The sequence below is a fragment of the Lonsdalea quercina subsp. quercina genome, from assembly GCF_000688655.1.
Taxonomy (GTDB): Bacteria; Pseudomonadota; Gammaproteobacteria; order Enterobacterales; family Enterobacteriaceae; genus Lonsdalea; species Lonsdalea quercina.
Map to the genome: position 1 here is coordinate 36,730 of NZ_JIBO01000011.1, position 25,106 is coordinate 61,835.

Annotated in this window: 14 protein-coding genes and 1 tRNA gene; 6 read left to right on the forward strand and 9 right to left on the reverse strand. The window is 58.5% G+C overall.

What is annotated here, in order from left to right; genetic code table 11:
• The first annotated feature begins 104 nt into the window (after positions 1–104).
• From fes to RZ35_RS12045, 3 genes are all read left to right on the forward strand, one after another.
• Positions 105–1,469: an enterochelin esterase gene (gene fes, locus RZ35_RS12035; protein WP_026743535.1), complete on the forward strand. Its 1,365-nt coding sequence runs from the start codon at positions 105–107 to the stop codon at positions 1,467–1,469.
• Complete coding sequence (locus tag RZ35_RS12040) at positions 1,441–1,659, forward strand: MbtH family protein (protein WP_026743536.1); 219 nt, start codon at positions 1,441–1,443, stop codon at positions 1,657–1,659. Before fes ends, RZ35_RS12040 begins: the two co-directional genes overlap by 29 nt.
• 72 nt (positions 1,660–1,731) lie before the next feature.
• Positions 1,732–10,293: an amino acid adenylation domain-containing protein gene (locus tag RZ35_RS12045; protein ID WP_026743537.1), complete on the forward strand. Its 8,562-nt coding sequence runs from the start codon at positions 1,732–1,734 to the stop codon at positions 10,291–10,293.
• A 45-nt stretch (positions 10,294–10,338) separates the two neighbouring features.
• Here the strand turns inward: RZ35_RS12045 and RZ35_RS12050 are convergent, their stop codons facing one another.
• The 3 genes from RZ35_RS12050 to fepD form a co-directional block, all read right to left on the reverse strand.
• Positions 10,339–11,145 (reverse strand): ABC transporter ATP-binding protein, encoded by an 807-nt coding sequence (locus RZ35_RS12050; RefSeq protein ID WP_026743538.1) that lies wholly within the window; start codon positions 11,143–11,145, stop codon positions 10,339–10,341.
• A 65-nt stretch (positions 11,146–11,210) separates the two neighbouring features.
• On the reverse strand, positions 11,211–12,245 hold the full coding sequence (gene fepG, locus RZ35_RS12055; protein ID WP_026743539.1) for an iron-enterobactin ABC transporter permease: 1,035 nt from the start codon (positions 12,243–12,245) through the stop codon (positions 11,211–11,213).
• A gap of 10 nt (positions 12,246–12,255) precedes the next feature.
• Complete coding sequence (gene fepD, locus RZ35_RS12060; RefSeq protein ID WP_026743540.1) at positions 12,256–13,299, reverse strand: Fe(3+)-siderophore ABC transporter permease; 1,044 nt, start codon at positions 13,297–13,299, stop codon at positions 12,256–12,258.
• 168 nt (positions 13,300–13,467) lie between these two features.
• On the opposite strand from fepD, the gene entS reads away from it, so the two are divergent.
• Complete coding sequence (entS, locus tag RZ35_RS12065; RefSeq protein WP_026743541.1) at positions 13,468–14,763, forward strand: enterobactin transporter EntS; 1,296 nt, start codon at positions 13,468–13,470, stop codon at positions 14,761–14,763.
• Positions 14,764–14,824: 61 nt separating this feature from the next.
• On the opposite strand, the gene fepB is transcribed toward entS, so the two are convergent.
• The 4 genes from fepB to tssD all read right to left on the reverse strand — a co-directional run bounded on the left by fepB (position 14,825) and on the right by tssD (position 18,577).
• A complete protein-coding gene (gene fepB / locus RZ35_RS12070) occupies positions 14,825–15,847 on the reverse strand; it encodes a Fe2+-enterobactin ABC transporter substrate-binding protein (RefSeq protein ID WP_026743542.1) in 1,023 nt (340 codons plus the stop codon).
• A gap of 117 nt (positions 15,848–15,964) precedes the next feature.
• The gene (locus RZ35_RS12075; protein WP_026743543.1) at positions 15,965–16,567 is read right to left on the reverse strand and encodes an alpha/beta hydrolase; all 603 of its coding nucleotides are present in this window, start codon (positions 16,565–16,567) and stop codon (positions 15,965–15,967) included.
• 357 nt (positions 16,568–16,924) lie between these two features.
• On the reverse strand, positions 16,925–17,560 hold the full coding sequence (grxB, locus tag RZ35_RS12080) for a glutaredoxin 2 (protein WP_026743544.1): 636 nt from the start codon (positions 17,558–17,560) through the stop codon (positions 16,925–16,927).
• A gap of 522 nt (positions 17,561–18,082) precedes the next feature.
• Entirely contained in the window at positions 18,083–18,577 is a 495-nt protein-coding gene (tssD, locus tag RZ35_RS12085; RefSeq protein ID WP_026743545.1) for a type VI secretion system tube protein TssD, read from the reverse strand.
• A 1,601-nt stretch (positions 18,578–20,178) separates the two neighbouring features.
• Here tssD and RZ35_RS12090 point away from each other — a divergent pair.
• Positions 20,179–21,669, forward strand: coding sequence for an Ig-like domain-containing protein (locus RZ35_RS12090; protein ID WP_026743546.1), 1,491 nt, complete (start codon positions 20,179–20,181; stop codon positions 21,667–21,669).
• Positions 21,670–22,524: 855 nt separating this feature from the next.
• Here RZ35_RS12090 and RZ35_RS12095 read toward each other — a convergent pair.
• Together RZ35_RS12095 and RZ35_RS12100 are read right to left on the reverse strand one after the other, a co-directional pair.
• Positions 22,525–22,599 (reverse strand) — tRNA-Arg (locus RZ35_RS12095).
• Positions 22,600–22,676: 77 nt separating this feature from the next.
• Positions 22,677–23,579 (reverse strand): formate/nitrite transporter family protein, encoded by a 903-nt coding sequence (locus RZ35_RS12100; RefSeq protein ID WP_026743547.1) that lies wholly within the window; start codon positions 23,577–23,579, stop codon positions 22,677–22,679.
• A gap of 527 nt (positions 23,580–24,106) precedes the next feature.
• Here RZ35_RS12100 and mlaA point away from each other — a divergent pair.
• The gene (gene mlaA, locus RZ35_RS12105; RefSeq protein ID WP_026743548.1) at positions 24,107–24,868 is read left to right on the forward strand and encodes a phospholipid-binding lipoprotein MlaA; all 762 of its coding nucleotides are present in this window, start codon (positions 24,107–24,109) and stop codon (positions 24,866–24,868) included.
• Positions 24,869–25,106: the final 238 nt, after the last annotated feature.

Sequence of the window (25,106 nt, forward strand, 5' to 3'; positions counted from 1 at the left end):
TATTATTCGTTTTTATGTCTGATTCTGTGATGTAATCCGCAGACGTATGGTTTTAAGTAAATAATCTTAAGTAAGTATTAGGGGTTATCGGAACAGGAGGAGGTATGTCTGAACCACGGCAACCCGGCTTTACCGCGGCGTTATTAAACGCGCCAGAGGTGGGAACGGAAGCCTGGTGGCGACGTGTGGCTCAGCTTGGCACGCCGCTGGTGGAAAGCGCGGCACCTGGGCAGGTCAGCGCGACATTTTTGTGGCGGGACCCACACGGTTCGGGGGCGCAGTCTCCCATCCAACGAGTCTATGCGGATATCAACGGCGTCACCGACCACCACAGTTGTTCGCCGCAGAGCCTACGGCGTCTGGCGGACACCGATGTTTGGCACTGGAGCGTCACGCTGGAGAACGACTGGCGCGGCAGCTACTGCCTGCTGCCCGTCACGGAAGCTGAGCTACCGCCGTCGTTCAGCCAGGACGACAACGAACGACGCCAGCAGCAGCGAGAGTGGTGGTGTTCGCTGTCGGCTCACGCGGTGGCCGACCCGCTGAATGCCATTCTGCCCCATCACACTTGGGGCGGGCAGCCGGAGTCGTCCGCTCACATGCCCAATGCGCCGGCTCAGGCCGCGTGGCGGCGCATTGACCGGGGACAGGCGTCGGCGCCGGACGCGCGTCGGCTGCACACCTTCACGTGGCGCAGCGTCACATTGGGCAACGCCCGGCGCATCTGGCTTTACACCACGGGAAACAGCGAGGCGCCTGAACATCGCCCGCTGGCGATCGTGTTGGACGGTCAGCGCTGGGCGGATCAGTTCCCGCTCTTTTCCGCGCTGGACGAAGAAACCCGAGGCGAAAAGCTGCCGCCCGCCGTCTGGCTGCTGATCGACGCGCTAGACCCGTCGACCCGCGGCGACGAACTGCCCTGCAACGCCGCATTCTGGTCGGCGGTGCAGGATGAGCTGTTGCCGTTAGCCGCTCGGCATGCCCCTTTCAGTCATGACCCCGACCGCACGTTGGTAGCGGGGCAGAGTTACGGCGGACTGGCGGCGCTGTATGCCGGACTTTTCCTGCCGCAGCGGTTCGGCCGGGTGCTGACGCAATCCGGCTCCTTCTGGTGGCCTGACCTGAAATTCATCACTGAGGGCGAGCCATGCTCGCAACCCGGCGGCTGGCTGGGTGAGCAGGTCCGTAAGCGGGGGCGGACAGAAAGGCCTCTCACGATTTTTCAGGAGGCGGGACGCCGCGAAGCGGACATAGCACTCGTCAATCGACAGATGCATCAGGCGCTGACAGAGGCGGGACACCGGGTTCAGTTNCGGATGTATGCGGGCGGTCATGATGCGCTGTGCTGGCGGGGCGGCTTGATCGACGGCTGCCGCTGGCTGATGGCGGAAATGACTGAGGGGGCGTTCACGCCACAACCACATGAAAAAGGTAATAAGTATGAGTCAGGAACAACAAAACCCGTTTGATGATGACAGTCTTGAGTTTCAGGTACTGGTGAATCCGCAGGAGCAATACAGCTTGTGGCCGTCCTTTGCCGCCGTCCCCACAGGGTGGAAAACGGTTTACGGACCGGGCGACCGCTCGGCTTGCCTGAACTGGATCGAAACCCAGTGGCAGGATATGCGTCCCGCCAGCCTGCGACAGGCTGAGATGTAGCCACGCCGCACATCGGCGTCGGCTCGGCGCCCCACACTGTTTTCTCCATGCAAACGCAAAGGAAGTCTCATCGTGTCAGACACTCTCGTTGCGCCTGAATTACAGGCGAAATATTTGGAAATGCCGCTCGTGGCGGCCCAGCCGGGGATCTGGATGGCGGACAGCATCGCCAGCCGGAGAAATGTTTTTACCGTGGCGCATGCCATCGAACTTAACGGCTCGCTTGACTGCAACGATCTGGAAACCGCTATCCGCCAGGGACTGGCCGAAGCGGATACGGTACATGCCCGCTTCACGCTGAACGAAGACGGCGAGCCGCGACAGTCTGTGCCGACGCGTGTCTTGCCGGACGCGGTGCGCGAGGTAGAGTGGCTGGACTTAAGCGAGCAGCCGGAAGGGGAAGCGGCGGCCTATGCGTTAATGCAGGCGGATCTGGCGGAAGAGCTGCCGGCGGACGGCGATCGGCCGCTGTACCGGCATAGGATCATGCGCGTGTCGGCCGCGCCGGAACGCTGGCTGTGGTATCAGCGTTATCATCATCTGTTGCTGGATGGATTCAGTTTTGACGCGCTGACCCGGCGGATCGTCGACATTTATAACGCGCTGCGGGCTGGAAAAACGGCGTCGCCCACGCCGTTTACGCCATTCAGCGATGTGGTGGACGAGTATCTGACCTGGCAGTCCTCTACCGCCTGTCAGCGCGCCGCCGAATTTTGGCGTACGCATGCGGTTGACCTGCCGACGCCGATCTCCTTGTCTACAGAGGAGGGCCTCCCTCACTCAGACACGGTGCGGACCTGGCATCATCAACTCTCGTTCCCGGCGGCACCGTTTGCCGCGCTGGCCGCGAGTCCCGAACTGGGTCAGGCCCAACCGGCGGAAATCGCAATGGCGGCGCTGGCCGTCTACCTGTTCCGCATGAGCGGCGAGCCGCGGCTATCGATCGGTTTTCCGTTCATGCGCCGTATGGGGTCTGCGGCGCTGACCGCCGTCGGACCCGTGGTGAACGTACTGCCGTTGCAGTTAACGCTCTCGCCCGACATGACGTTGACGGACGTAACCCGCGCGTTGCTGGCGGAGATCAAAACCGTCCGCCGCCATCAACGCTACGAAGCCGAACAGCTGCGGCGCGATCTGGGGCGGGTAGGCGAACAGGATGGGCTATACGGCCCGGTATTCAACTACAAAGTGTACAACGCAGGACTGACGCTGGACGGCACGCCCGCCGTCACTCATGTGTTGGCGATGGGTCCGGTGGACGATCTGGAGTTTGAAGTCGGTGTCGACGGCGACCGCCTGCAACTGGGGCTGGTGGCGAATCCCGCCCGCTATGATCGCGAAACGCTGGCCGCGCACGGCGATCGTTTACAGCACCTGCTGTCCCAACTGGCAGAGCAGCCTGCACAGCCCATCGGCGAACTGTCGTTGCTAAGCCTCGAAGAGCAACGGCGGATTGACAGCTGGAGCCGAGGGCCGCAGCTCGCGATGCCGGATGACGGCGCGTCAGTCATAGACCTGCTGGTGCGTCAGGCGACCCGGCAGCCGAATGCGGTCGCGGTCACTAGCGCAAACGAACAGATTGATTATGCGACGCTGTCGGCGTGGGTGATGCGGCTGGCGCGCGTGCTGATCGCGCGCGGGGTGGGCGCGGACGATGTCGTCGCTATCGCCGTGCCTCGCTCCGTGGACAGCGTGGTGGCGATCCTGGCTGTATTGGCCAGCGGCGCGGCGTATCTGCCGCTGGATCTGGACTACCCGCGCGAGCGTCTGACGCTGATGTGCGAAGACGCCCGGCCGGTGCTACTGCTGACCTGGCGGGACCGGCTCGCGCAGATGCCGGCGCTGGCGGACGCCTTGTGTCTGGACGATGACGCGCTGCGGGCGGAATGCCAGGCGGCGTCGGCGGCGCCTATCGGCGATGGCGATCGTCCGCAGCCGCTGTCCGGCGATCATCTGGCCTACATCATCTATACCTCCGGCTCGACCGGGCGTCCGAAAGGCGTCATGAGCACGCATCGCGGCCTGCTGAACCTGCTGCTGTCTCATCAGCACTTCTTGTTTGGTCCGGCGATGACGCGTTTCCAGCAGCGTCACGAAAGACGGTTGCGCGCCGGTCATACCGCCTCCTTCTCGTTCGACTCCTCCTGGGAGCCGCTGTTCTGCATGCTGATGGGCAGCGAACTCTACATTTTCGACGAAGACTTGCGCCGGGACGCGTGGGCGCTGGTGCAGCAGATGAATCAGGTGCCGGTGGACCTGCTGGACATCACGCCGTCGTTCTTTTCCCAGCTGATCGACGCCGGTCTGCTGGAGGCGGAACAGCATCAGCCCGCTTTCATCATGATCGGCGGCGAGGCGGCCACGCCCAGGCTGTGGCAGTTGATGCAGCGCCAGAACGCCATCGAAATCCACAACTACTACGGCCCGTCTGAGTACACCATCGACACCTTGGGGGCCAGCGTACAGGCGGCGGACCAGCCCGTGATCGGTCGGCCGGTCGCCAATACTCGCGTCTGGCTACTGGACGCCCGTTTGCAGCCGGTGCCGGTCGGCGTCCCCGGCGAACTGTATATTTCAGGGCCGGGCATTGCGCGCGGCTATCTACGTCGCCCGGATCTGACGGCGGCCCGTTTCGTGGCCAATCCCTTTGCGCCGGGCGAGGTGATGTACCGCACCGGGGACGTGCTGCGCTGGCGTCCCGACGGCCAGCTGGCCTTTATCGGACGCGTCGATCATCAGATTAAAGTGCGCGGTTTCCGCGTGGAGCTGGGCGAAATCGAAAGCGCGCTGGCGGGGCTGCCGGAAGTCAGCACCGCTGTCGTGATCGCCGAGCCGATGGGCGCGACGCATCGGTTGATCGGCTATTGCTCGGTGCCGGATGAGGCACTGCGCGCGCAGCCGGATATCTCCGCCCGCCTGTTGGCGCAGCTGGGCGTGACGCTGCCGGAGTATATGGTGCCAGCGCTGCTGATGGTGATGGCCGAGCTGCCGCTCACGGTCAACGGCAAAATCGACCGACAGGCGCTGCCGAAACCGCAGGCGGCGGCCGTTCGACAAGGTCGCGCCGCGCAGGGCGAGCAGGAAGTGCTGATTTGCGAGGCCATCGCAACCCTGCTGCGGATGAACGCGGTTAACGCGGACGACGACTTCTTCGCGCTGGGGGGCGACAGTATCTCGGCGATGGGACTGGCGACGGCGCTGCGTCGCCAGGGTTGGATGCTACGTCCGCGTGACATTTTCTCTGAACGCACGCCCGCCGGGATGGCGCGAGCGATGTGTCCGCTGACGCAACAGGCGCAGTTACCCCGCGTCGCTCAACGAGGTCCGCTGNCGGGGCTGCCTATCCTGCACTGGTTTGCGCGGCATCACGGCATCAACCGCCGTTTCGCTCACGCGGTCTGGCTTAACGTTCCCGAAGAGATGAAGGCGGAGCAGACGGTGCGGGCGTTAGAGGCGCTGATCGCCAGCCACCCCGTACTGGCGGCTTATACGCAGGACGAACGGCTGGTGGTGGGAGAATCTCCACGTCACGCGGCGGCGTCGCTCTGTCGCATGCTTGCAGTGGAAGGCGATGCCGAGGCGGCCGCCGAGCAGGCGTTTGATGAGGCGGTCGGCCGTCTCGATCCGTCGCAGGGCATGATGTTGCAGGCCGTGCTGCTGCGCCGGAATGAGGCGCAGTCTTGCGGGCTGGTGCTGGTCATTCATCATTTGGCGGTGGACGGCGTCTCCTGGCGGGTGCTGCTGCCCGAGCTGCGGCAGGCCGCCGAAGCCGTGTTGGCCGGACAGACGGCGACATTGCCCGAGGAGGCCTGTTCGTTGCACGACTGGTCGTCTCATCTGCTGGCGGATATCCCCCGGCGGCGCGACGAACTGGCTTTCTGGCAGTCCATGCTGCCCCCGGACGTCCCTCGACTGGGACGGCGTCCGCTGCTGGAAGAACAGGATCGCCAGCATCGACAGCGCGAACAGCGTCTGCTGCTGACCACGCAGCAGACCGAAGCGCTGCTGACCACGCTGCCCCAACGTTATCGCGCGGGTGTGGAGGAGACGCTGCTGTGCGCGTTGGCGATGGCCTGCGCTCGCCGCTTCGCCGTTTCCCGTCTGCGCCTGACGCTAGAGTCGCATGGTCGCAGCGATCGGGATGATCGGTTCGATCTGACGCGCACCATCGGCTGGCTGACGGCGGAATATCCCGTGTGCCTGGACTGGTCTGACACAGACGCGGCGCAGCCGTGGCAGGTGATGCGTGCGGTGAAACGGGTGCTGCGCGCCGTGCCGGATCGCGGCATCGGCTACGGCGTACTGCGTTATCTGGATGCGACGAATGCAGACTCTCTCGCCGAGCGGGAAGCGCAGAGCGCTCCCGACATCCTGTTTAACTATTTGGGCCGCTTTGAGGCGGCGGATGGCGCGTGGGCGCCGCAGCGCAGCGCTCGTCGTTTTCGCGATGCGTTTGCCGTCGCGCAGGACGGGCAGATGGCGCTGGGCCACGGTCTGGAGATCAACCTCTTCGTCGATGAAGGTCAGGGAGAGCCTCGGCTGGCTATCCACTGGGGTTGGGCCGACGGCGTGTTCAACCGCGACGATATTGATGCGCTGCATCAGGCGCTGGCGCAGGCGGCGGACGATCTGCTGACGGCCGCGTGCCGACAACCGCAGTGTGCGGCGGATACGTTGGTGGCCGCCGACGTCGGCCTGACTGGCGTGACGGACGACACCCTGGCGCAGCTCAGCCAGCGACATGGGCCGCTGGAGGCCGTTCTGCCGCTGCTGCCGTTGCAGAAAGGATTGCTGTTCCATGCGCAGATGGCGGCGGACAGCGGCAGCTATAACTCGCTGACCCGGTTGTCGCTGTGCGGGCCGGTGACCGCGGAACGCATCGGTCAGGCGTTGAATGCCGTCGTACGTCACCATCCGCAGCTGGCCGCCCGGTTCGACAGCGAACAGGCCGAGCACCCACTCCAGCTGATCCCGCTATTGCAGGACGACGCCGACTACTGGCCGCTCGAAGTACAGACGCTGCCGTCGATGACGCCGGAGCAGGAAAGCGACGCGTTGCTGGCGCTCGAAAAAGGGGAGTTGGCGCGGGATCTGTTCCGTCAGCCGCGAACCCTGCTGCGCGCGCTGCTGGTCAGCCATGCCGACGGCGAACGCCACACGCTGTTTCTCAACGCGCACCATCTGATCGTTGACGGTTGGTCGACGCCGGTGCTGCTGGGCGACCTCTTCAAGGTGTTGGAAAACACGGCGCTGACGCCGCCTCGCATCAGCTATGGCGATGTGGTGCGGCAGTTGACGGCGCGCGATGCCGAGCGCTCTCGTTCGCTGTGGCGCGAGGTGCTGAGCGATGCGCGGCCGACGCTGCTGTTCGGCGATGGAGCGCACGACGACGAGGTGCGCGAGCTGGCGCTTTTGCCGGAGCCTGAACTGGAGCGAGGACTGCTGACGCTGTGCCGCCAGCACGGGCTGACGCTCAATACGCTGATGCAAGGCGTGTGGGGCCTGCTGCTCAGCGCCTACAGCGGCGCGAACGACGTGATTTTCGGCGCGCCGGTGTCCGGGCGTTTCGGCCAAATCGAGGGTATCGACGAGCACATCGGTCTGTTCAGCAACACGCTGCCGGTCCGGGTGAAACTCGNCCCGTCGCGCTCGCTGCTGAGCCAGTTGGGNGCGCTGCAAGCGCAACAGATCCGGCTGATCGAGCATGACGATCTGGGGCTGGGCGACATTCAGCAACTGGCGGGTAATGGCACGTTGTTCGACACGCTGCTGGTGGTGGAGAACTACCCCGACAGCGGCGCGTTGGGCAGCGGTTCGGCGGGCATTCGCTGTGACGCGCTGAACAACCGCGGCTACACGCACTATCCGTTGACGCTGTTGGTACTGCCGGGTGAACGTCTGCTACTGCTGATGGAATATCGTTCCTGCGTAGCACAACCACAGCGGCTGGCTCGACGATTGATGCAGTTGCTGACGCAGCTGGTCAATCAGCCGGAACAGCCGCTTTGCGCCTGGGCGTTGCAACTGCCGGAGGAGCAGGCGCTGCTGGCGAGGGTGAATAACACGACGCACGCGGTGCCGCCGATGACGCTGCACGAGGCGCTGGAGCGTCAGGCGCGGCAAACGCCGGACGGCGCGGCGCTGGCGGATGCTCAACATCAACTGACCTACCGGCAGATGCGTCACCAGGTCGCGCTGCTGGCCGAACGGCTGAGGGAGGCGGGCGTCGCTCCCGGCGATATCGTCGCCGTCGCGCTGCCGCGTTCGGTGCGTCTGTCGCTGGCGTTGCAAGCCATCGTCGCCGCAGGCGCTGCCTGGCTGCCGCTGGATACCGGGTATCCGGACGAACGACTGGCGCTAATGGTGGACGATGCCGAGCCTCGGTTGGTGATCACGGAATCTGCGCTGAAAGCGCGCTTCGCGCCACTCGGCGACACGCTGCTGTTCGATGCATTGGACGATGCGCACCGTCAGCCGCAAAGTCCGCCGGTTGCGTCGTCGCTCCAGCACCCGGCCTATGTCATCTATACCTCGGGGTCGACCGGGCGGCCCAAAGGCGTCGTGGTCAGCCATCAGGCCATCGTCAACCGCCTGTGGTGGATGCAGGACGCCTACCGGCTGACCCACGACGATGTGGTGTTGCAGAAAACACCGTGCAGTTTCGACGTGTCGGTGTGGGAGTTCTTCTGGCCGCTGATGGTGGGCGCGCGACTGGTGATGGCGCCGCCGGACGCCCATCGCGATCCGGACGCGCTGACCCAGCTGATTAACGATTACGCTGTGACCACGCTGCACTTTGTGCCGTCGATGCTGGCGGCCTGGATCGGCGCGCTGGAAACGCAGACGGGCGTCGAATGCGCCAGCCTGCGCCGCGTGTTCTGTAGCGGCGAAGCGCTATCGCAGGAACTGGCGGAAAGCTATCAGACGCGAGTGGCGGCGCCGCTCCACAACCTGTACGGGCCGACGGAAGCGGCGGTGGACGTGACCTATCAGCCCGCGTCGGGCGAGGCGTTGGCTCACTGCACCACGGGCGGGGTGCCTATCGGTCTGCCGGTGTGGAATACCCAGCTGCGTATTTTGGACAGCGCGCTGCGACCGGTGCCGTTGGGTGTGGCAGGCGATCTCTATCTGTGCGGCATCCAGCTCGCGCAGGGCTATTTGCGCCGACCGGATCTGACCGCCGGGCGCTTCGTGGCCGACCCGTTTGCCGACGGCGCGCGCATGTACCGCACCGGCGATATCGCCCGTTGGCGAGAAGACGGCGCGATGGACTATCTGGGGCGCAGCGACGACCAGCTGAAGATCCGCGGGCAGCGTATCGAGCTGGGCGAGATTGAACAGGCGCTGTTGGCTCAGCCTGACGTGGCGCAGGCGGTGGTCTGCGCGCGTGAACTGGGCGAAGGCCAAGGCGCGCTGACGGGGGCCGATGCTCGTCAACTGGTGGCATGGGTGATCCCGCAGGAGGGCGTGACGCTGGAGACGACCATGTTGCATCAGGCGCTGGCCCAAGCCTTGCCGGCCCATATGCTGCCGGTCAGCTATGTCACCATGACGCAGTTCCCGCTTAGCGCCAATGGTAAGCTCGACCGCAAAGCGCTGCCGTCTCCGACGGGACCGGCGCAGGCGGGACGTGAGCCGGAAACGGAACATGAGCGCATGCTGGCGGCGCTGTTCGCCGAGATTTTGACGCTGCCGACGGTGTATGCCGACGATGATTTCTTCGCGCTGGGCGGACACTCACTGCTGGCGATGAGGCTGGCGGCGGAAATTCGCCGTCGTCTGGGGCGTTCGCTGACGGTCGGTCAGATCATGGCGGCGCGTAGCGTGGAACAGATCGCGCAACGGCTGGCGGGCGAGGGCGAGGCGTCTCGTCACAGCGGTGCGGACGAAACGCTGCCATTGCGCGCCGGCAGTGGGCCGACGTTGTTCTGCCTGCACCCGGCGTCTGGGTTCGCCTGGCAGTATGCCGGACTGTTGCGCCATTTGACGGGGACTTATCCGCTTGTCGGGCTACAGTCGCCGCGTCCGGACGGCGTTATCGCCGCCTGTGATTCGGTGGCGGCGATGTGCGAACGCCATCTGGCGACAATCCGCCGCCTACAGCCGCAGGGGCCGTACTACCTACTGGGTTACTCGCTGGGCGGCACGCTGGCGCACGGCATCGCCGCGCGTCTGGAAGCCGCGGGCGAGCAGGTGGCGTTCCTCGGACTGTTCGACACCTATCCGCCCGAAGGGCAGGACTGGAGCGGACCGAGCGAGGAGCAGGCGCAGCAGGAGGTGGCACAGGAGCAGGCCGAATTCATGGCCGAGGCGGAAGAGGAAACGGACGAGCATCTGCGCGCGGAAAAAGCGGCGATGTTCCGCGATATCGTGGCGAACTACCGCGATGCGGTGCAACGGCTCTCTACGGCGTCCACACAGCGCTATCACGGTGAGGCGACGCTGTTCGTCGCCACCGGTACGTTGCCGGAAGGGATGGACGTGCAGGCGACCTGGGCGCCGTATGTCGATCGTCTGACGACCTATCTCCAGCCTTGTGAGCACGCGGACATCCTGTCGCCCGCCTCGCTGGAGCGATTGGGGCCGCAGCTGAATCGGCTGCTGATGCCGCTGGCCGAACTGAAATCACGGTAGGGCGATCGGGCGGAGACGCGACGCTCCGCCCGAGGTATCAGTGGGTCACAGACCCTTTGGCGCCGGGTGATAGCGGCCGCAGGGAACGATCAGCGGCGTGTGAGACACCGGATCGTCGATAATCACGCAGGCCATGCCGAAGACGTCGCGCACCAGGTCGGCGGTGACGATGTCGGCGGGCGCGCCCTGCGCCATCACGCGGCCCGACTGCATCACGATGAGATGGTCCGCGTAGCGGCAGGCCTGATTCAGGTCATGCAGGATCGCGACCAGCGTATGGCCGCGCTGTTGATTCAGTTCGCGGAACAGGTCGAGCAGATCGATCTGGTGGGCGATATCCAGCCAGGTGGTGGGTTCATCCAGCAGCAGCAGCGGCGTTTGCTGAGCCAGCACCATCGCAATCCAGACCCGCTGACGTTGCCCGCCGGAAAGTTCGTCCACGCTGCGGTCCGCCAGCTCGCTGACATTGGTGGCCTGCATCGCCTGTTCCACGGCTTCCTGATCCCCCTCGCTCCACTGGCGCAGCAGGCTCTGGTGCGGGTAGCGTCCGCGCGCGACGAGATCGGCCACGGTGATGTTGTCCGGCACAATAGCGTGTTGGGGCAGCAGACCGATCTGACGGGCAAGGGCCTTGGTCGGGATGGCGTGGATGTTTTTGCCGTCCAGCAACACTTCGCCTGCCAGCGGTTTCAGCAATCGGCACAGCGCGCGCAGCAGCGTCGATTTGCCGCAGGCGTTGGGGCCGACAATGACGCTGAACTGATGCGACGGGATGGTCACATTCAGATCGTCGGCAATGATTTTATGGTCGTAGCCCAGCGTCAGGTGGGCGGCGTGCAAAAACGGTGTCATCAATCACTCACTCTAAACAACGGTTGAGCCGTCTCCCACATGAACAGTGCGGAGACGGACGTCGGTCAATGGCGCGACTCGCGAATCAGCAGCCAGATCAGATAAATGCCGCCAATGCTGACGGTCACGGCGCCGACGGGCAGTTGGATCTGGCGGAAAGCGTGCTGGGCGATCATATCTGCCGCTATTAGCAGCGTGGCGCCGACCAAGGCGGCAGAGACCAGCGGCGTGGCGCTGGCGCGGGTTAGTCGGCGGGCGATCTGCGGGGCGGCGAGGGCGATAAAGGAGATCGGTCCCGCGGTGGCAGTGACCAGCGCCGTCAGTACGATACCGAACAGCATCAGCCACAGGCGGCTCGCCTCCGCATTGACGCCAAGCGCGCGAGCGCTGTCGTCGCCCATTTCCAGCAGCTGAAGTCGTTTGCCCTGCAACAGCACGGCCAACGTCGCCAGCGGCGTGAGCCAGAGCGCGGGTTGCGCTTTGGTCCAGGTCATGCCGTTGAGCGTGCCGGTGCCCCACAGCGTGGCGGTCATGGCGTGTTCCAGCGAACCCGTGATGATCAGCCAGGTGTTGAAGGCATATAGCACGGCGCTGACGGCAATGCCGACGATAATCAGCCGGAATCCGTTAATCCCTTTGCGCCAGGCCAGCAGATACACCAGCGCGGCGGCGGCGATCCCGCCCATGACGGCGCCGCTGACGATCTGGTAATAGTCGCCTTCCCACACCATCACCACCAGCAGCACGCCGGTGAACGCCCCGGTATTGAACCCAACGATATCCGGACTGCCGAGCGGGTTGCGAATAATAGACTGAAAAATTGCGCCGCTGATGCCGAGGCTTGCGCCCAACAGTAGGGCCATTGCCGCGCGAGGCGCGCGCCACTGGGTCACGACGGTTTGAATACCGCCGTCGGCGTGACCGGCCAACGCCCGCCAGACGTCCAGCGGGGCTATCTGTAGCGTCCCCAACCCCATCGCGACCGTGAGCAGCAGCAGGCCGAGCATCAGAAGCAGGCCGTTGACCAGCAGAGAGCGTCCGGCGATTCGACCGCTGACGATGCCGCCGGGGGCGCGCAGCGAGAGTGTCTTACTCAGCATTTCTGTTTCCTCAGGCTTTACGCTGGCGAACCAGCCAAATCAGAACCGGCGCGCCGATAAAGGCCGTCACGATGGAGACGCGCAGCTCGCCTGCCGCCAGCAAGCGGCCCGCGATATCGGCGCAGAGCAGCAGGATGGGGGCGAACAGAAACGAGTACGCCATGATCCAGCGTTGATCCGGTCCCGTCCACCAGCGGGCGACGTGCGGGATCATTAGGCCGACAAAGCCAATGGGGCCGGCCAGCGCGGTGGCTGACCCGCACAGCAGCATGATGGCCAGCACGGCAATGACGCGGACCAGCATGACGCGGGTGCCCAGCGCCATCGCGATGTCTTCGCCCATGCTGAGCGCGTTTAACGAGCGCGCGGCCAACAGTGCCAATACCGCGCCCAACAGTATGGTTGGTGTGACGATCCCGACGTTGCGCAGCGAACGAATATCCAGCGTTCCGGCTTCCCAGATGCGCATCTGGNCGAACGCTTGCGGGTCGAGCAGCGAGATGGATGAGGAGAGGCCGCTCAGGACTGCGCTGAGCGCGACCCCGGCCAGCGTCAGTCGAATCGGGTTGATGCGTCCCCCGCTGAGCGTGCCGATCAGCCAGACCGCCAGACTGGTGATGAGCACCCCCATCCAGGCGAAGCCCAGCCACGCGGTCATGCTGTTGATACCGAAGCAGGTAATGCCGATAACGATAGCGAAGCTGGCGCCCGCGTTGACGCCGAGGATGCCGGGGTCGGCCAGCGGATTGCGGGTCAGCGCTTGAATCACGGCGCCCGCGCCGCCCAGCGCGAGACCGACAATGATGCCCGCCAGCGTCCGCGGCAGGCGCGCATTAAGAATGATGGTGCTGTCGGCCGTGTCGAGCTGGCCAGTCAAGCTCTGCCAGACCACGACGGGAGAAATTGACTTGGCCCCGATAGTCAGGCTAGCGACGACAGCGAGCGCCAGCAGCAGCAGGAACACCAGAAGACCGGCGCGACGCCGAAAGGCTTGAAAGTAGCGGGTGGGTGGCTGATTGGCGGCGACAGGCGCCTGATGCGAAGGAAGTGACATCGCCAACGAACAGCTCCTTAATGTGTGAAGATGAGTATGATTATCATTAATGTTATCGAGCTGCTATGTTAGCATGCCTCGGTGAGCAAATACATTGACGTAGACCGCGTGTTGACGCCATTCAGCCGCCGCTGAACTGGCTATATCACCTTATTTTCACGGAATATTATGGCTAAATCCTCTATCTTGCTTGACTTCAGTTTGCTAAAAAACAACGCCCACTTTCGTGCGATTTTCGTCGCCAGAATGCTGTCCGTCTTCTCGCTCGGCATGCTGGCGGTGGGCGTCCCCATTCAAATTCAGTCGATGACCGGCTCCACCCTGCAGGTTGGGGTGGCGGTGGCGCTCGACGGCGTAGGGATGTTCATCGGTCTGATGTGCGGGGGCGTGCTGGCGGATCGCTTCGACCGGCGGAAACTTATCCTGTTCGCGCGCGGCACCTGCGGGCTGGGCTTCGTCGCGCTCAGTCTCAATGCCTTTTCGAGTTCGCCGTCTCTCGTCGCGCTGTACGTGCTGGCCGCTTGGGATGGATTCTTCGGCGCATTAGGCATGACGGCGCTGATGGCGGTGATCCCGCTGCTGGTGGGGCGGAAGAATCTCCCTGCTGCCGGCGCGCTGAGTATGGTGACGGTGCGACTGGGCGCGATCCTGTCGCCCGCGCTGGGCGGGGTGATTATCGTGGCGGGCGGCGTCGGCTGGAGCTTCGCCGTGGCGGCTGTCGGCACGCTGGGCACCCTGATCCCGCTGATGCGGCTGCCGTCGCTTCAGCCGGAGGCCAGCGAGCCGGAGCATCCGCTGCGTTCGCTGGCGGGCGGCGTGAAATTCGTCTGTTCGCATCCGGTCGTCGGCTGGGTCGTGGTGCTCGGTCTGCTGGTCAGCATGATCGGCGCGATGCGGGTACTGTTTCCCGCGCTGGCGAACGACGTCTATCACGCCGGACCCTCCGCCATCGGCCTGATGTACTCCGCGGTGCCGCTGGGGGCGATGCTGGGCGCGTTTACCAGCGGCTGGGTTTCCGGCGTACGCCGGCCGGGACTGGTGCTGCTGGTCTGCACGACAGGCGCGTTTCTGTCGGTGGCGCTGCTGGGTGTGGCGGGCTATTTCGCCGTGGCGCTGGCAGCGCTGGTCTGTTACGGCTATCTCAACGCCATCGCCTCCCTGCTTCAGTTCACTTTGATTCAGACCCATACGCCGGACAGGCTGCTGGGGCGGGTCAATAGTCTGGGCTCGGCGCAGGACGTCACCGGCGATTCGCTCGGCGCGCTGGGCCTGGGGGCGATGACCCGGCTCATGACGCCCGCGCTGAGTATTCTGTCGTTCGGCGGCGCGGCGGCGATACTGGGACTGGGGCTGATGTTGCTGGTTCGGCCTTTGCGCCGGTGTACATTCGGGCAGGTCGACGAGGAAGAATCGGTCAGCGAAGCGCTGAATGAGGCCGCAGAATCCCCGGCGCGCCACTCTTAGACGACGAGAGCCAGAAGCGTGGCGGCAGGCCGCAGGGACGCGGCCGTATCGGGGACATGAATCATTGGGGCTTACGGAAAAAATGCTCGATATTGTTCAGCATATTGCTGGCGCTGTAATAATCAAGCCGGAACGTATCCGGCCCCATCGCCCACACGCGCTGTTGCACGACGGGTTCTATATGACGCAGGAACGGGTTATTCATCAGGTTTCCGACCGTTCTTTCATCCGCAGAGAACAGCAGCAAAGACTTGCCGTTCAGGCTGTCGGCCATGTTCTCCCCCGAAATCTGCACGATGTCCCGCCGTTTACCCTGGCTGGTCTCGGTCGGCAGATTGGGCGGCAGTTCCGCCAACTGGAACCCTAACTCCGACAGGAGCTGGCCTTGCGCGGAAGCGCGGGTCCAGATATTTACCCCCCGGCCATCTTCGTAATACACCAGCGCTGAAACCGGCTGCGGCGGCAGCGTAATCGCCTGTTTGATCGACTGTACGCGTCGTTCGAAGCGGTCGACGACGTCATGGGCCTCTTTTTCGCGGCCCGTCGCTTCTCCCAGCTGTTCGGCTAACTGCTGCCAGCTTTTATCGCCATAGTCGATCACCAGCGTTGGGGCGATGGCGGAAAGCTGGTCATAGAGTTTCAGTGCGGAATCGCCGCCGGTGGCGGCAATGACGATCAGGTCCGGCGACGCCGCGGCAATGGCTTCCGCATTCGGCTCGGTGATGTACAGCGGTTTNACGTTGCGCGCTTTGGCTTCTCGTCCCCACTGAATAAAAAAGCCCTGATCGTCGGACACCGTTGAATTGCGGCTGGTGGCGCCGGAACCAATCACCTGCGCATCAATCGCCAGCAGCGTACCGGTAATGGTGACGCTGGTGGAGACGATGCGCTGCGGCGGATGTTGCAGCGTCAGCGGGCCTTTTAACGTTTGGAACGTGCGCGGCCAGCCGTCGTGAGCGGTGGTGGAAGACGGTAAAGTGGGACTGGCGCTGTTCTGATTATCGCAGCCGCTGATGAGGGTGAGCAGGGTGCTAAACATCAGCGCGCACAGCCGGGGAAATTGGGAATAGGCGTAGCCTTGCATAGCCGTCAGACTCCTCCTGATACGGACAAGGTAGTGCTCGGATTCGGGAGGGAGAGTAAACGATAACCACGCTGAGTTACAACTCGAAATCCCCGGCGACGCGTCGCCGGAGCGTGATTAACGCATGATGCGGGCGAGGAAGTCGCTGGCAAGGTTGGCGCCCGTAACGGAGACGCGGTGATCGACGTTCGGCAGCAAATGCAGTTCGCAGTTAACCCCGGCCTGCGTCAATGCACGTTCCGTCTGCTGGCTATGCTGCCAGGGCAGTTTGTCGTCCTCCATGCCGTGTATCAGCGCGACCGGTGTTCGGCGCGCCATGCGAGCATCGGTAAACACCGGCAGATAGCCCGAGAAGGCGACGATTGCGCCATAGGGGCAGCGGTCCGACGTCAGTGTATCCAGCGCCATGATTGCGCCCTGAGAAAACCCGACCAGCGCGACCCGTTCCGGGTGTTCAGTCATCTGGTATTGGTCTATCGCTTGCTGAATAACGGCATCGAACGTGGTACGTGCGGCGACGATGCGGGCGTTGCGTAAGGTGGGAGTATCGTCATCGATATCGAACCATTGAAATCCCTCGCCTTGCGTGAAGGGAAAAGGGCCATCGGGAAGGGCGAAATGTGTGGCCGGCCACTGTTGTTGCCAACGCTTGGCCACGGAAGCGAAATAGCGGCCATAGCCGCCGATGCCGTGCAAAAAAATGATCAGTGAATTATCCATACGGTCCCTCGCTGTAGATAAATCGGCTACGGCAGTGCGCCGCAGCGGCAAGAGAGAGAATAGCACCGGGGCTGGCGTCAGGCACAGGCCCCGGATGAAGCGGGATCAGGCTTGACGCGATCTCGTCGGTTTCAGGGCATAAGGCCCGTCGCCGACTAACGCCAGCGCGATCAGGCCGNCGATCCACAGCGCAGGGAATCCCCAACCGCCGTTTGGATTGTTGAAGAAGAAGCCCGGCAGCGGCTTTACTGTGGCACAACGGCGGCGGCGTCTGATTGGGGTCGACGCTGCCCTTGAAAGCGGTGTTGGCGGTGACCTCACCCGAGCGCTGATGCTCTACGGGTGAGGTGGCGGTTTTTACAAGGCTTTGGCGGTGAACAGGNCGACCTGCGTGGCATCGGCGACGCGTTTGAGGTAGGCGGCGACGTTCGGGCCGAACTGGATGCCCTTGACGATGGTCAGAGAGCGCAGTATTGGGAACAGGACAAAGTCGCTGGTGGAAATGGCTGTCGGCTGTGCCAGCAACGGCTCCAGCTCAGCGAGCTGTTGCTCGACATTTGCGATCAGTTCTGGCGTCTGAGCCATCAGCGCTTCCAGATCGCCAAAGGCTTTCTCTTCCCGGATTCGATAGGCTTCACGCGCTTCCGGCGTGGCCAGCTCTTTGAAGTCCGCTTGGGTAAAACGCGGAACCGCCAATTTGAACACCGGACCCGTGGCGGCTTTGCTCCAGGCTTCAAGGGTCGGGTCGACCGGCTTGTCGACGATGAGCGGCGCTTTGATCGCGNCGACGTAATGCACGATATCCATGCTTTCCGGCATGTAGCTGCCATCCTCTTTTTGCAGTATCGGGACAACCTTGCGTCCGACCATGCGGGTTGGCGTTTCGACATCGCCTTCCATAATCACGGACAGCTCATGAGGGATAGCCTTGAGACCGAAAATCATTCTGGCTTTAACGCAGAACGGACAGTGTTCATAGATGAAAAGTTTCATTGATTAGCACCTTACTGATAGGAAGAACGGTTACGCTGATGGTCTCTTCGACCCTCGCGCCGCCGTATAATTCGATGGCTAAGATAATGTAGTCGATCGGCAACCGTAAAGTGGCTATTGAGGCGATCTGACGCGAGTTAAGGATACCGCCGGCACGGTATCCATTCGTCTGTATGCGGTATGACACGCGTAATATCCGTTTTTTACTCTTTGAATATATCGATTAGCTTACATTTCTCCGATGATGTGTTCAGGTTTATAAAGAAACGGTTTATAAATTCTGTCTGGTTTTATTCGGATAAAGGTTTCTCTCTGTTCTTAACTAAAATCCTCTCCAGCATTAATTCATCAATATACAAATGATATGTTTTTCGCATGATGGGTTTAATTTCATCTTTCATGACAGAACGCGATGGGTCAACCTATGCTTAATATATATAATTAAGAGATGCTGTCTTTAAGTATGACTTTCTGATTGATAATGGTTTCGTTTATTCATGATCTCATTCATATGCCGTCATTTCAAATATAATCACTTTGTTGCACGGATTCATTCCCTGTCAGCAAAGATCGCGTTTGCCCTTTAACATGTTCGAAAATGGCCGATGAGTAGGCGAAAGATATGCTCTCATGTGGATTACAATCTATATTTAACAATGAGTTAGGGTAAATAAAGCGAATGTCCGTGAGAAAAGCGTTCTGCAGGATAAATTTAAAATAGAGTTCCTTTCTGCCATATTCCACCGTCCGAAAGAAGAAAAACTCACAGGTCAACCTTTCCTTTTCATTCAATGCATTGGCCAAAAGCGGCGTGGATTTATCAATGGGTTTTATTATGTCGACGTGTCGAAAGGGATCATAGTCATCTCGTGATAATGTGTTTATTAGTTTATAAACACATATTTCATTGTCATGGGAAAGGTGAAACCGTTTCCCGGTGGAATTCATGTTTGAACAGCCTGATGAAATCAAGCCTTGCTTTTTCCCCGTTAACTTCAAATAGATCATGTTGGACATACTGGCTCCTTGGACCCTACCTGAACGGTATGGTCGAACAAAAGAAATGTTTTTGTCTTTCTGACAATCTAATATCTACATTATTCATATTTTGAGTCAATGAGAATAAACAGTAATCGATATATAGAAATAAAAATTTGGCTATGTGGAATTTTATTTCAGTCCTGTCGTGAATGCATGGTCTCAAATAAATAAGAGTTGAAAGAAGATCAACAGGTTGAATACCTGGACAACATTATGTGGGGTCGTAAAGGCATAGGAGGAGGGCCGTCTGTGGTGCGTGAGGGCTTTTGGCGAAACGTTTCACGCAACATATCTCTAAAATGTTTAGCCCGATATCCTGCAGGCGGGACGTGCGTGGAATCATAAAGACCCAATCGCTAAGACTACATGGTGCAATTGAATTTTGGTCGCCCGGCAAAGCGACGCCTGCCTGTACACCTTTTTGCTTCTGGTGACGGCGGAACAGTCGATCAGTCTCGAGGGTTCGATTCTGTACATGATGTGCTGATGTGTTGATGTGCTGATGTGCTGATGTGCTGATGTGCTGATGTGCTGATGTGCTGATGTGGGGGGCATTTTCGTGCGTTCATTGTCGTCAGTGATGTTAATTCTGAAGTTCTACTATAGAGGTTGACCTGAATATCCCAGAGCAGCTTCGCCTGGGCGCTGAAAAAACAAGTCAACAACAGGTGCTGGAAATGCTGCCGGAACGGTTCAATAGGAAGACAAAACGGGGGTTGGTAACGGCCAGACGAACATGTTGTTTCTAACCGGATGAGAGAATACGGGCTTGTTGTCGGTAGCGGGTGACCCTTCACGGAAAGCCCCTCTTGAAAGGGATGCGTCATTTTCGTGATCTCGCTCTGTCCGGTTCTTGTAGGCCGATTTGATTGTTTTATATGATAAAAATTTAGGACTTTCTCTCTCTCCCTTTCCTATTAGCGCTAGCCTGTAAAGTTTCAGTCTAACGTTATCGTTGATTTTGCGTTTAAAACAAATATGAGAAACATATAGCGTCTGCCCTTTCTTTGAATACCCAATTTATGAAAAAAATGAAGGCGGGATTGAGCTTCACTCATCCCTACAAGACTCTGCTGAAGTTGAAGTGAGTGACGATGCCGTGAGCAAGGCCAACTTTCGTTTTCAGCCACGTGTTTATTTTGGAACATATACTCTTGGTAAGGTTGATATCCTTAACATTATCTATTCTTCAAGTACGGTAGTCGTTGGGCTACTCCCCGGCTTGTTGTACTTCGAAACAACGCAGTCACCAGGCTCGTGGGCAGAGACGCTGAAGGTCAGGACCAGCGCCAGCTACGCTGTCGTTATAGCTGGCTGTTCAGATCAATTTGCATGCGTTCTGCTGAACCTTGAAAGATCTCTCGGAACAGGCATGTTGAACGGCATTGCGGAAACTCTTCTTGATGAAGAATCACTAACCCATTATTCGGCTCATTCAATCTGCCTCCACGGATCTGTGAAGCGCGATTTTTGCTTATGTTTTGCCGGGACTCAGGTGGGTCCGTCTATTTATCTGTCAGTGCTTCAACCTTGAAATAAGACCTTTAATCAGCGCACATCGCGCCGGAGAAAATATTTTGATTATTGAAAATTTCACACTCACCCCCAATTCTGCCATTGCGAATGGTGCTGACTTAGTCAGCGCGAGCGCCGTTGTCATGAATGGCAATAGTTACGTATCCGGGGAACCCGTCGTTTTCAGTATTACTTCAGGCTCTGCCGTTTTTTCGAATGGCTTGTCATCCATTGTCGTTTCAACCAACAGCTTGGGGGCCGTCTCCGCCAGTCTGGTTGACACGATAGCTGAAACCGTCGTGGTGGAGGTTGCGCTTCAAAACGATGCCTCTGTTCATAGCTCGCTGGCTGCAACGTTCACCCAATCGAGTAATAAAACCGATACCCTAAATCTTCTGCTGACCGTCGACGACGCGAAAGCTGATGGTGAGGACCAAAACCTGGTAGAGCTACAAACGTTCAGCGGGGCAATCCCCGTTCCGAGTGTGGGCGTTTCTGTGGCGCTAACAAATGGCGCTGTCTTCATCAATGGGCTAAACACGGCAGATATAACCACTGACAGCAAGGGGCGGGCCTCCCTGCCGTTTACCAGTACTACCGCTGGCAAAACGAGACTGACCGCTTATCTCCAGGATAACATTGTTGTTTATGGCTCAGTGACCGCCACTTTTGTTTCAGCTACACCTTCAACTGACGTTTCTCTGGTCCTGAACGTGGTATCTGATAATGCTCAGGCAAACGGAAAATCTGTTAACCGCGTATGTGCAACGGTCACTGACAATACTACCCTCAAGCCGCTTTCTGGGCAGACCGTTATGTTTACCATCACCTCAGGCAGTGCCACCTTTGATAATGACAGCACTACCTATAGCACGACTACTGATAGCGACGGCAATGCCTATGCCTCCGTGAAGGATACGAAGGTTGAGTCCGTGACGATCAGGGCAGCCGTGGGAGACAAAACGGCGACCGCCACGGTTCATTTCTCCCAGGAAACAACTCCTCTTAACATCCAACGCATTTATAATGTTAACCAAACGTTCCCGTCTGGGGGTCCAACAGTAGCCTGGAACAATGCACAATTTTCTATGGATGTGTCAGGAGGAAGTGGAAATTATTCATGGAGCATCACTGAAGGAAATGATGTGTTGTCCGTCGTTTCTTCTTCCGGCCACACAGGGGTATTCAAATTTTCCCAATCGAGAAGCAGCGTCAATCCTGATAAAGAATATAACATCCATGTGTCTGATACAGATACTGGGGAAACAGTTGATTATACCTTTACTATCGACCTCTATTTTACAGAATTCGGAGATTTGTATTGGTATACCAACCCCAATGAATTCCCAACCACCAACGAATTTAATCGCTTGTTAAATGAGTGGGGTTTTATGATTCCTTATGATGGATGGGTTACGGATGAAAATAATGGATGGTACTGGACGAGTGAGCATTCTTCCTATTATTACGCTCATGCATTTAACGTCAAAAACGGAAAAGAAGGTAATTACAATATCAAAAATACCGTATGCGCCTATGCAGAAAAATACTGAAGCATGGTTTTTATCAATCATGAAATTATTGACTATGAAGCGGTGATCTTACCTTGACGAACATGCTCTCTCGGTAAGTGGCGCTACCAGGCCGAAGGCGATGGGGGTGACTCCGTTGTCTGGGGCTAAGTAGATAATTATTTTCAATATCAGTCAGTTACGGAATCACTTCCTTCCAGGATTGGAGGGGAGTGATTACTGCCGTGAATGTGAATACTGTTAGCTCATTAGCAGTTTAAATAAAAAATCCTAAGAAAATAATCAAGTGTGAGATGAATAATGATTAAGTGTTTTGATTGTCTCTTTTGCGATCTTATAAATTATTTTCTTTGCCTTATCTTCAATTGATGCTGACATAAAAAGTCTAAATCCTAGGTTTTAATGTTGATTTTGTTCTAAAACTGGAGGGGGTATGGTGTCAGGCTACATTTTGGATTTGCATATAACCACTGATTCAATAAACTTTATTATTCAAGTTAATGAAGGGAGGCTTGAACGGCATGATTTATTACGGATGGGTTTTATTGTGTGTTGATAAGCTATAATGAAAACAGCTCATGGCTGATGACACTATCCTCTGCTTCATTTGAAAGTGACGTTATTTTCCACCCGATTGAGCTGTTCGTAAGAAAGAAATTACTCACCCCTTTTTATCGCGACTGTTTCGCAAAGCAAAGAATGGCGTGGCGATGTTATTTACCTTTTGCATCCCCACGAATAAGATCGACGTTATCTGCCCGCCAAAAAGCTGAATTTAGTCATTACTCCCAGGATGAGAGCGTACGAAGCAGTGAATTATGGATCTGAATTTATCGAATAACGTAGAAGGCGATAGGCCCTGGGAGATTTGTGATATGGCGTCCCCAGCAGGAATCGAACCTACAACTAGCCCTTAGGAGGGGCTCGTTATATCCATTTAACTATGGGGACGCGGCTGCCGGGCATTATACTCGATTTCGCCGCGTCTATAAGCACTTGGCGGTGCGTTTGCTTATTCCTCCACCACTTCAGCGTGATGGGTCGTCCTTTTCGTCGTCGAGTTTGACGGCTTTTTTGTCCTTGCCCGGCAGGTCGCTACGAATTTGAGCATGGCTAATAAGCGCGAAAACAAAGGTGCCTCCGATGATATTGCCTGCCAATGTTGGCAGGGCGAAGGGCCATATGAACGCCTGCCATGTTAGTTGCTGATTGAAGACCAAATAAAAAATCNCCGTCGCTCCCGCCACAATATGCGTCAGGCTGCTGGCCGAAATAAGCCAGGTCATAGTGATAATCACCAAAATTTTCGCATTTCCGGCGTTAGGCAGCATCCACACCATCGTGGCGATAATCCAGCCCGAGATCATGGCGTTGGCAAACATCTCTTCGGGGGGATTCTCCATTACATGAAGGGCGATGTCCGAGAAGGCATGGCGCACCTCTGCGCTGAATACGGGCAATACCGTATAGCCCAACGCCGCCAATGCGGTGCCGATGAGATTGCCGAACAGGACGAGTCCCCACAGCCGCAACAACAGGCGAAAGTTGTGCATGCTAGGTTGATGCATAATAGGCAATACGGCCGTGACGGTGTTTTCCGTAAACAGCTGCTGGCGCGCCATGATGACGATGATGAAGCCCAGCGTGTAACCCAAACTCTCCAGCAGGTGAGCGCCCGTCACGCCTTTAAGCTCGGCGTGAAGCAGGCCCATGGCGATGAGCGAGGTCCCCATCGACAGACCGGCGGCGATGGCGGACCACAAAAGTGCTCTGCCGTCTCGGACCAGCTCTTTTTGACCTTCCTGTCGGATGCGTTCATGGATAGCCGCGGCTGGGGAGGGCAGGGCATGCTCATCCACGATGATATCTTGTCCCTGACGGCTTTCGTCACTTTCTATGTTGCGGCTGTTTTTTGAACGAGGTTCACTCATAACTAGTTTTTTCGTTGACATCGTAATGGCGGAAACTGACTTATAAGCATAGCCAGTCTTCATTGCCGCGCGGCTTTTTCGGAGGATTGAACCGGGAGAAGCTAGAGCGTGAACCGGTGCTCGGGCGGATGCAGCGTCGCATTGCTCAGTTCATGCCTTAGCAAAAATTAGGTTTGCAGCCGTTCGCGTTAATGACCTAAGAGGGCGGAGTATGGTATTAGCTTTTGCGTCTTTAGATGGTTTTATCGTGATGGCGCAGCGACATAGCGATTTCCGCGGTCATTATGACGGCGTTGCTGAAGGATCCAGTCCACCGGTCATAAGCATTCGTGCTGGAATAGGAACAGTCGAAGCCAGCTGCTTCGCTGAGAGCGGGTAACATACATCGTCACGATGTCGCGGGTTAACGCCGTGGGGCGTGGATTTTTCGTATGGTGATACACTAAATGCGGCATAACGTTTCCGCCGCCATCGGTAAACGGTGCTTTTTTACAAGGGCATACAAAAATTAAGCAGGGAGAATGGTTATGAATTTCCGCCTCGGGGGTGTGGTTTTGGCAAGTCTGTTGCTCGTTGCGTGCGCCAGTTCCAGAGATACCTCACAGCAAGAGCGTTCAGATCCTCTGGAAGGCTTCAACCGAAGCATGTTCAGCTTTAACTACTATTTGTTAGACCCCTATCTTGTGAGACCCGCCGCCGTGGTCTGGCGTGATTACGTCCCGCACCCCGCTCGTAACGGTTTAACCAATTTCTTCGACAACCTGTCGGAACCGGCCGCGATGGTGAATTATTTCGCCGAGGGCAAACCGTACGAAGCGATGATCCACTTTAACCGTTTCTTTCTTAATACCATCGTCGGGATGGGCGGTCTGATTGACGTTGCCACCATGGCCAACCCCAAGCTTGCGAAAAAAGAAGAGCCTCGTCGCTTTGGGAGCACGCTGGGATATTACGATGTGGCCTATGGTCCCTACGTGGTACTGCCGGGATACGGTAGCGCGACGCTTCGTGAAGACGGCGGGAATCTCGTTGATACGTTATACCCACCGTTAAGCTACCTGACTTTCTGGATGTCTGCGGGTAAATGGATGATTGAAGGGTTGGAGACGCGCGCGCAGCTGCTGGATTCCGACGGTCTGCTGAAGAACTCGTCCGACCCTTATCTGATGATGCGTGAAGCCTACTTCCAGCGTCATGATTTCTTGGCGAGCGGCGGGGCGGGGCCAGCGCCGGTGAACCCGAATGCCAAAGAAATTGAAAGCAGTCTTCAGGAAATCGACGCGCAATAAATATGCGCTTCGTAAGAACGTTTAGCGGCGCCTTCGGGCGCCCTTATTCGTTGTTTTTTCTTGACTCGCCTTTTAGATCTTCACATAAGAGATTGTTTGTGAGAAGTTACCGGTCTGTTGAATGTTTATTTAATTACATAAATTTATTTTCATCAGCCATGTAACAATAATGCTACCCTGTTTGTGAGAGTGACGTTTCAGCAGCTCTGAACGGGCAGCCAGACTCGTTTTGATCTAG

What these genes read in the sequence shown, in the direction of transcription:
- RZ35_RS12040 (WP_026743536.1), top strand. Translation starts at nt 1,441, where the DNA reads ATGAGTCAGGAACAACAAAACCCGTTTGATGATGACAGTCTTGAGTTT.
- RZ35_RS12050 (WP_026743538.1), bottom strand. Translation starts at nt 11,145, where the DNA reads ATGACACCGTTTTTGCACGCCGCCCACCTGACGCTGGGCTACGACCAT.
- fepG (WP_026743539.1), bottom strand. Translation starts at nt 12,245, where the DNA reads ATGCTGAGTAAGACACTCTCGCTGCGCGCCCCCGGCGGCATCGTCAGC.
- entS (WP_026743541.1), top strand. Translation starts at nt 13,468, where the DNA reads ATGGCTAAATCCTCTATCTTGCTTGACTTCAGTTTGCTAAAAAACAAC.
- RZ35_RS12075 (WP_026743543.1), bottom strand. Translation starts at nt 16,567, where the DNA reads ATGGATAATTCACTGATCATTTTTTTGCACGGCATCGGCGGCTATGGC.
- tssD (WP_026743545.1), bottom strand. Translation starts at nt 18,577, where the DNA reads ATGTCCAACATGATCTATTTGAAGTTAACGGGGAAAAAGCAAGGCTTG.
- mlaA (WP_026743548.1), top strand. Translation starts at nt 24,107, where the DNA reads ATGAATTTCCGCCTCGGGGGTGTGGTTTTGGCAAGTCTGTTGCTCGTT.